The 9,031-nt window shown below is 68.4% G+C and carries 4 protein-coding genes; 2 read left to right on the forward strand and 2 right to left on the reverse strand.

Going from position 1 to position 9,031, the window contains the following annotated elements; translation table 11 throughout:
* Window positions 1-139, reverse strand: a 139-nt coding sequence (locus tag FLX07_RS35535) for an ATP-binding cassette domain-containing protein (RefSeq protein WP_142576333.1), incomplete at its 3' end; no start/stop codon positions are given.
* Window positions 140-483: 344 nt separating this feature from the next.
* Entirely contained in the window at window positions 484-1,824 is a 1,341-nt protein-coding gene (locus FLX07_RS35540) for an ROK family transcriptional regulator (protein WP_229689989.1), read from the reverse strand.
* A gap of 241 nt (window positions 1,825-2,065) precedes the next feature.
* Between FLX07_RS35540 and FLX07_RS35545 the strand changes: the two genes are divergently transcribed.
* Together FLX07_RS35545 and FLX07_RS35550 are read left to right on the forward strand one after the other, a co-directional pair.
* The gene (locus tag FLX07_RS35545) at window positions 2,066-3,349 is read left to right on the forward strand and encodes an ROK family transcriptional regulator (protein ID WP_142576335.1); all 1,284 of its coding nucleotides are present in this window, start codon (window positions 2,066-2,068) and stop codon (window positions 3,347-3,349) included.
* Between the two features lie 211 nt (window positions 3,350-3,560).
* The gene (locus FLX07_RS35550; RefSeq protein ID WP_189105116.1) at window positions 3,561-8,783 is read left to right on the forward strand and encodes a ThuA domain-containing protein; all 5,223 of its coding nucleotides are present in this window, start codon (window positions 3,561-3,563) and stop codon (window positions 8,781-8,783) included.
* The last annotated feature ends 248 nt before the right edge of the window (window positions 8,784-9,031 follow it).

Consider the following 9,031-nt stretch of genomic DNA (forward strand, 5'->3'; position numbering starts at 1 on the left):
CACCAGACAAGATCTTGATGAGCGTGGACTTCCCGGCACCGTTCTGGCCCAGCAGACAGTGCACCTCGCCGGCCCTGACCTCAAGGTCCACGCCGTCCAGCGCACGCACGCCGGGAAACTGCTTGACAATGCCCCTCATTTGGAGCAGAGATGATGAGTCGGATGGTGACCGCGGCACAGGAGCCTCCCTGGAATACGGTGCGGCCGTGGCCCCGCCCGCCTGACGGCGCCGGCTGGCACCGCCGCAACGGCATCGAAGTCGGCGTCAACAATGCCGATGCGACTTCCGGACGACCGATCAGGCGGGCGGGACGTTCTGATGGGGAAATAGCTGTGGGTTCCCGTCCGCCTGACCGCGTACGACATGGCCGCGGCACCGGGATGGGCGGGGATGTGCCGAGGCATGCGAAACGGAATGGTCAAGCGGACGGGACGTCTGGATTCGATAGGTGACAGGTAGGGGCCGCGTGGCGGGCACGCGGGTCAGGGTGAGTGGGGCAATCGGGCCATCGTGGTTCCCTCGATCGCCCCGGTGGTCGGGGACGGTCGGATCGTGATGCTTGTGGGGTCGGAGTGCGCTCGCTCGACGACGACTCCGGCCGCGCCGCGTGAGGCGGCGCCGAAGCCGAGGTCGGAGGCGGCGAACCGGCAGCGCTCGGCCGCGCCGCTCATGCCCAGGCGGGCCATCTCCTGCTCCGCCGCCGGGATGAGCCGGTCGGCGAGCCTAGCGAAGTACCCGCCCAGCACGATCACCCTCGGATTGAAGAGGTTGACCAGCATGGCCGACCCGATTCCGAGCCACCGGCCCACCTCCGCGGCCGCGGCGTCGACGCGGGGGTCTCCTTCGGCCCGCCGCCGCTCGATCTCGGCGAGCCGTTCCTCCGGGTCGCGTACGACCCGGGGGCCCGTGCCGTACGCGCGGTCCGGTGTGGCCATGCGGACCAGCGCGGCCAGTCCGACCTTGGTCTCCCAGCAGCCGATACGGCCGCAGCGGCACCGTCCGCCGGACGGATCGACCATGACGTGGCCGACCTCTCCGGCGAATCCGTCCGCTCCGCCCAGTAGCCGGCCACCGGCGATGACGCCTCCGCCGACGCCCACCTCGCCTGTGAGGTAGACGAGGTCGGAGATCCCCGCCGCGACGCCCGAAGTGTATTCGGCCAGCGCGGCGAGATTCGCGTCGTTGTCCACCATGATGGGGATGCCCCCGCGGATGTCGGCCTGCGACAGCCGCTCCGCGACCGCTACCCCATGCCAGCCGAGGTTGGGGGCGACGACCACGGTGCCGGTGGTGGTGTCGATCAGGCCGGGGATCGCCACGGTGATCCCGGCCAGAGCGATCCCGAGCCGGTCGAGATCCGCGATGGTCTTCTCGATCACGTGGACCAGCTCGTCCAACGATCGTTCCGGCCCGGATCCCATCGCATCGAAACCGATGCGCCGATCGATGAGCACTCTACCGGCAAGATCGGAGGCGATCGCCGCGATGTAGTCGACGTTGACTTCCACGCCCAGGGCGCCGACCCGCGATCCGTCCAGGACGAGCGCGACGCTCGGGCGGCCGACGGAGCCCGCGTGCTGCGGCCCCGTCTCCTTGACCAGCCCGCGTGCCTGCAACTCGCTCACCAGGCTGGTCACGGTCGTTTTGTTCAACCCGGTCGCGACGGCGACGGCCGACCGGGAGCACGGACCGTACGTGCTCACGTGACGCAGCACCAGGGCGAGGTTGGAACGGCGCACGGTGGCCTGGTCCGCGGGAACTCCCGCGGATCCGCCGCGACTCATCGAGTCGATCGTGTGGCCGTCGGCCCTGCTGTGGTCCACGCCGCTCCTCAATTAGTTCGCATGGCTGGCCGAATTAAAGACGGGGAGTTCCGGGTGAGACAAGAGTGAAACCGGTTGCAGGTTACGTAACGTTACGGTAACCGTGTCCGGAATGGCCTCCCAGGTGCACAAATGTGAGCGATGCCAACTCGTTACGCATTTCGGGGGTGCGCAGCCGGACATCCGCGTGTTACAACCCTCATTAATTGATCTCGGAGACAAACAAAAGGCGGTGGCGCAGGTGACGAAGGAGCCGCACCTCACCCGCGCCCCGGGCGGCGTGGCTCTGCCGGCGGGTCCAGCGGTGCTCCGCAGGGCGAACCTCTCGCTCGTGCTGCGTGAGCTGCGCGACCACACCTCGCTGTCCCGGGCCGACATCGCCGAGGCGACCGGGCTGCACCGCGCCACCGTCTCCAACCTCATGGCCGAGCTCCTGGAACGGCGTCTGGTGCGGGAGGTCGGCGTCGAGCACGTGGGCGCGATCGGACGTCCCAGACGGGCGGTGGCGCTGCACGGCGCGCACGTCGGCGCCCTGGGCATGGAGATCAACGTCGACTACATCGCGGTCCACGGCACCGATCTCAGCGGCCGGGTCCTGGTCGAGCGCCGGGTGGTGTACGACACGATGGGCAGCGGCCCGGACAGTGCCGTGCGCCGGCTCGGGCTCGTGGCCAAGGAGGCCGTGGAGGCGATGCGGCGAGTCGGAGCGGTTCCCGCCGGCATCGCGGTGGCCGTCCCCGGACTGGTGGACGTGACACGCGGAGTCGTGACACTCGCGCCGAACCTCTACTGGCACGACCTGCCCCTGGCCGACCAGCTGAGCTCCATACTCGGCCCGCTGAACGTGCCGGTGCGCGTGGACAACGACGCCAACCTCGCCGCACTGGCCGAATACACCTCAGGCATCGCCGCCGGCACACCCGACCTGGTATACCTCACAGGCGAGGTGGGCGTCGGCGGCGGCATAATCTCCGGCGGCAAGCTCCTTCGTGGAGCTGACGGATTCTCCGGAGAGGTCGGGCATTTGCGAGTCGACCCGAACGGCGACCAGTGCGGCTGCGGCCGCATCGGCTGCTGGGAGACCAAGGTCGGCCTGGCCGCGCTCGTACGTGCGGCCATGCCCGAGCAGGCGTACGGGCTGCCCGGCATGCCCGTGCCCGACCCCGGTGAACGAGTCGCCGACATCGCCAGGGGCCTTGCCTCGGGCGACCGGCGGATGATGATGGCGGTGGCACAGGTCGGCGAATGGCTCGGGCTCGGCGGCTCGATCCTGGCCAACCTGTTCAACCCGCGAGCGATCGTCATCGGGGGCTACTTCGCCTCACTGGCCCAGTGGCTGCTGCCGCACGCGCAGGATCAGCTGCAGCGGCTCGTGGTGGCCGCCCCCGCCGCCCAGTGCCGGTTCGTCGCCTCCACGCTCGGCTTCGGCGCCGCGTCCCGCGGCGCCGCGAGCATGGTGGTCAACCACATCATCGACGACCCGGCGGCGATCATGGACCCACTACCCCGGCCAGCAGCCTACTGACGGCCCCCACAGACCTGGAGACGGCACCCTCCAGCAACCGAAATATCCGCTACAACCAAGTGGCAATAAGCGCGGCGGCGCGCGCCTTGCCTGACGTCCCCCCGGTCAGGAAGGGTTTTCCATGTCTCCACGTCAACGAACGTGGGCCAGGCCGCACAATGCGGCCCTGCCAGAAAAGGGACGACGTACAAAACGTCGGACCGCGGCGACGATGGCCTTGGCCCTCGTCGCCCCCGTCATCACGCTTTTCTCGGCGCCCGTGAGCGCCGAGGCCGCCACGACGGCGGCGGCGCCCGACTTCAAGGTCCTCGTCTTCTCGAAGACCACCGGCTTCCGGCACGACTCGATCCCCGAGGGCATCGCGGCCGTGCAGAAGCTCGGCCAGGAGAACAACTTCGCGGTCGACACCACCGAGGACAGCGCCCAGTTCACGGACGCGAACCTGGCGCAGTACCAGGCCGTGATCTTCATGTCCACGACCGGCGACCCTGTCTCCACCCAGGACCAGAAGGACGCCTTCCAGCGGTACATCGAAAAGGGCGGCGGTTTCGTGGGTGTCCACGCCGCCGCCGACAGCGGATACAACTGGGCCTGGTACAACAAGCTGGTCGGGGCCTACTTCAAGCAGCACCCCGCTATCCAGCAGGCCACCGTCAAGGTCGAGGACCCGGCGCACCCGTCCACCAAGGGCCTGCCGACGACCTGGACCCGTACCGACGAGTGGTACGACTACCAGACCAATCCGCGTGGCACGGTCCACGTGCTCACGTCGCTGGACGAGAAGTCCTACAGCGGTGGCACGATGGGCGCCGACCACCCGAACACGTGGTGTCAGGACTACGACGGTGGCCGTTCGTGGTACACCGGGCTCGGCCACCAGAAGGAGAACTACAGCGAGGCCAACTTCCTGAAGCTGCTGCTGGGCGGCATCGAGACCGCCTCCGGCGCGGTCAAGGCCGACTGCTCTGCCTCGCAGAGCGAAAGCTTCGAGAAGGTCACGCTCGACGACAACACGTCGAACCCGATGATGCTGGACGTCGCCAAGGACGGCCGGGTCTTCTTCATCGACCGGCTCGGCGAGGTCAAGGTCATCAAGCCCGCCGGCGGCACGGTGACGGCGGCGAAGATGGACGTCTTCACCGCCAACGAGAGCGGCCTGCTCGGGATGGCGCTCGACCCGGGGTTCGACACGAACCACTGGCTGTACCTCTACTACTCGCCCAACGGGGAGAACGTCGACCGGCTGAGCCGGTTCACGGTCACCGGTGACACCCTGGACAAGTCGAGCGAGAAGAAGCTTCTCGACGTCCCGGTGCAGCGGGCCGAGTGCTGCCACCACGGCGGCGGCATGGTGATGGACCACACGACCGGCAACCTGTGGCTGGCCGCGGGCGACAACACCAACCCGTTCAACTCCGACGGCTACGCGCCGATCGACGAGCAGTCCGGCCGCTCCAGCTGGGACGCCCAGCGCTCCGCGGGCAACACCAACAGCCTCAGCGGCAAGCTGCTGCGCATCCACCCCGAGGCTGACGGCACCTACACGGTTCCGTCCGGCAACCTGTTCGCGCCGGGCACGGAGAAGACCAAGCCGGAGATCTACGGCATGGGCTTCCGCAACCCGTTCCGCATGGGTATCGACCCGAAGACGGGCAACATCATGCTCGGCGAGTACGGCCCCGACGCCAACTCGGCGAGCGCCACCCGGGGTCCGCAGAACACGGTCGAGTGGAACCTCATCACCAAGCCGGGCAACTACGGCTGGCCGTACTGCAACGGCAACAACACGCCGTTCATCGACTACGACTTCGCCACCAAGAAGTCGGGGTCGGCGTTCAACTGCTCGGCGCCGGTCAACGACTCGCCCAACAACACGGGCCTGACCAACCTGCCGCCGGTGATCCCCGCGACGGTCTGGTACCACTACGCGGCCGACCCGCAGAACTTCCCCGAGCTGAGCGGCGGCGCCCCGATGGGCGGCCCGGTCTACCGGTACGACGAGAACCTGAAGTCGGACGTGAAGTGGCCGGCGTACTGGGACGGCAAGGCCATGTTCGGCGAGTGGAACAACAACGCCATGTGGTCGTTCCAGCTCAACGAGGACGGCACCAAGCTCGTCGAGATGAACCGAATCCTTCAGAAGATGAGCTTCAAGAAGCCCATGGACATGAAGTTCGGTCCTGACGGCGCGCTGTACATGATCGAGTGGGGCTCCGGCTTCGGCGGCGACAACGCCGACTCCGGCGTCTACCGCATCGAGTACACCAAGGGCCAGCGCCCGCCGGTCGCCCACGTCACCGCGGACAAGACGGACGGGCCCCTGCCGCTCGCCGTCCAGTTCTCCAGCGAGGGCAGCCAGGACCCGGACGACCAGGCGATCACCTACGCCTGGGACCTCGACGGTGACGGCAAGACCGACTCCACCGACCCCAACCCCACCTTCACCTATGAGGAGGCGGGCGAGTACAACGTCGTCCTGACCGTCACGAACGCCGACGGCAAGACCGCCACCGCCAGCGTGTCGATCAACGCGGGCAACACCCGTCCCACCGTCACGGTGGACCTGCCGCCGAACGGCGCCTTCTTCGAGTTCGGCGACCAGGTGAAGTTCAAGGTCACCGTCACCGACCCCGAGGACGGCACGATCGACTGCGACAAGGTCCAGATCCAGGCGATCCTCGGCCACGACAGCCACGGCCACCCGCTCGACCAGCTCAAGGGCTGTGAGGGCACCCTGCAGACGCAGATGGCCGGCCACGGCGAGTACGACAACCTCTTCTACGTGATCGAGGCCAGCTACACCGACGAGGGCGCCGACGGTGGCGCCAAGCCGCTGATCGGCCGGGGCCAGGTCATCCTGGAGCCCAAGCGCAAGCAGGCCGAGCACTTCAGCCAGACCGGCCGGGTGGCCGGCGGCACGGGCACCGACGCTGCCGGCGTTCAGACCGAGACCTCGGGCGACGCCCAGGGCGGCAACATGAACATCGGGTTCGTCCAGGACGGCGACTGGTGGTCGTTCGACCCGGTCAACCTGTCGAACGTCTCCGCGATCCGGCTGCGGGCCTCTTCGGCCGGTGCGGGCGGGACCGTGCAGATCCGTACGGGCAACCCCGAGACCGGCACGCTGGTCGGTTCGGTCGACGTGACGCCCACCGGTGACTGGCAGACGTTCGCCGACGTCACGCTCAACCTGACCAACCCGCCGACCGAAAGCGGTCCGCTGTACTTCGTCGTGCGCAAGCCGACGAGCGCGGCGAACGACGCCTACCTGGCCAACTTCAACTGGGTCGACTTCGTGGGCAAGGGCGCCACGGAGAACCAGCGCCCGACCGTGACCGCGACGGCGAACCCGACGTCGGGCGTCGCCCCGCTGAAGGTCGACTTCAAGGCGACCGGGACCGACCCCGAGGGTGACCCGGTCACCTACAAGTGGAACTTCGGGGTGAGCGGCGCGACGGAGGCCACCACCGCCGAAGCGAGCTACACCTACACCGCGCCCGGCAACTACACCGCCGTGGCGACTGTGACCGACGCGAAGGGCGCGACGGGCACCGTTTCGATCCCGATCAAGGTGAACGCGCCGGCCACGGTGTGCTTCACCGGCCGCTCCGACGACTTCCTGGGCGACCAGCTCGACCGTGACCGCTGGTCGGTCATCCGGGAGAACCAGGACCTGAAGGTCGCCGACGGCAACCTCACCATCCCGACCTCGACCACCGACATCTACGACGACGGCGGCAACACGCCGAACATCGTCGTGCAGCCGGCGCCGTCGGGTGCCTGGACCGCCACCGCCAAGCTCACGCTGAGGGCGACCGACGCGTACCAGCAGGCGGGCCTGGTCATCTACGGCGACGACGACAACTACGCCAAGATGGTGATCCAGGGGCGGTCGACCTCGGGGTCTGACCACGCCAGCCGCATCTTCCAGTTCATCCGGGAGGAGAACGCCACCCCCAACGAGGTGACCGCCAGCAACACGGCCAACCTCGGGGACAGCTACCCCGACACGGTGTACGTCCGGTTCATCAGCGACGGCACCAACATCACCGCCCACTACTCGTCGGACGGCACCACGTTCACCGCGATGCCGGAGACCAAGGCGCTCGCCGGGATCAGCAACCCGCAGATCGGCCTGATCTCGCTGGCCGGGGCCAACCACCCGGTGGTGGACGCGTCCTTCGACTGGTTCCACATCACGCCGGACGACAAGGCGACCGGGCCGAACCCGGACGACGACTTCGACGGCACCGCGCTCGACGTCTGCCGCTGGGACTCGATCGTTCGCCCCGACGCCACGACGGCGCGCGTGAGCGACGGCAAGCTGCAGCTCGACACCACCACGGGTGACATCTACGGGACGACCAACAGCGGCCCGAAGAACTTCATCCTGCAGAAGGCGCCGAGCGGTGACTGGACGCTGGAGACCAAGGTCGACGGTTCGGCCCTCAGCGAGCAGTACCAGCAGGGCGGCCTGCTGGTCTACGGCGACGACGACAACTACGTGAAGTTCGACTTCCTCACCACCAACGCCGCAGGGTCGACGGTGGCGCGGACGATCGAGCTGCGCAGCGAGGTCGGCGGCACCGTGCAGAACCCGCAGCCGCAGGTGAACAACCTCGCCGCCGGCCCGTGGTGGCTGCGCCTGAAGAAGGTGGGGGACAGCTTCACCGGCTCCTACTCCTCCAACGGCACCACCTGGACCGACCTGGCCACCAACGGCACGGTCGCGGTGGTGAAGAACAGCGCCGTGGCGAACGCGTCGAAGGTCGGCGTCTACACCATCGGCACCGCCCAGGCCGCGTCCAAGACGGTCACGTTCGACTACTTCAAGCTGGCCAAGGCCGGCAGTGACGACAAGACCGCTCCGGTGACGACGGCGACGACCGACCCGGAGCAGCCGGAGAACGGCTCGTTCACCGGTCCGGTCACGGTCACGCTGAAGGCGGTCGACGAGACCGGTGGCAGCGGGGTCGCCAAGACCGAGTACCAGCTCGACGGCGGCAACTGGACCGCCTACACCGAGCCGGTCAAGGTCAGCGGCGAGGGCCAGCACACGCTGGGCTACCGCTCGACCGACAAGGCGGGCAACGCCGAGCAGGCCAAGACGCTCACGCTGACGATCTCCGCGGCTCCCGCCCAGGAGGTCAAGCTGACCGTCACCGCCGCCTCTCGCTGCATCGGCACCTCGGCGTACCTCGCCGTGACTGCCGTGAACAACGGTGAGGTTCCGGCGACGGTGGAGCTGACCACCCCGTTCGGTTCCAAGACCGTGGCCGACGTGGCTCCGGGCAAGCAGGCCTACCAGTCCTTCAACACCCGCGCCGGGCAGATCGACGCCGGCACGGTCACGGTGAAGGCGACCGCCACGATCGACGGCAAGCAGGTCACCTCGACCTACAACGCCGACTACGCCGCGGCCAGCTGCCGCTGAACCGCCTGACCGCGGCCGGCCGCGCTACTGAACGGCCGGCCGCACCGGCGGTGACCATCCGGCGGTGACCACGGTCACCACGACGAGGACACCGCCGCAGCACAACACGGGGCCGGCCGGCCGATCAGCCGGCCGGCCCCGCCCCCCATAAATGGAGCGATGATCACGTGAAAATCACCCGGACCACCCAGATACTCGCCGCCTCCGTCCTCGGCCTCACCCTCGCCGGCGCCGGCCTGGCCGGCCCC

This window comes from Microbispora bryophytorum (assembly GCF_006874465.1).
In the GTDB taxonomy this organism is placed as follows: Bacteria; Actinomycetota; Actinomycetes; order Streptosporangiales; family Streptosporangiaceae; genus Microbispora; species Microbispora bryophytorum.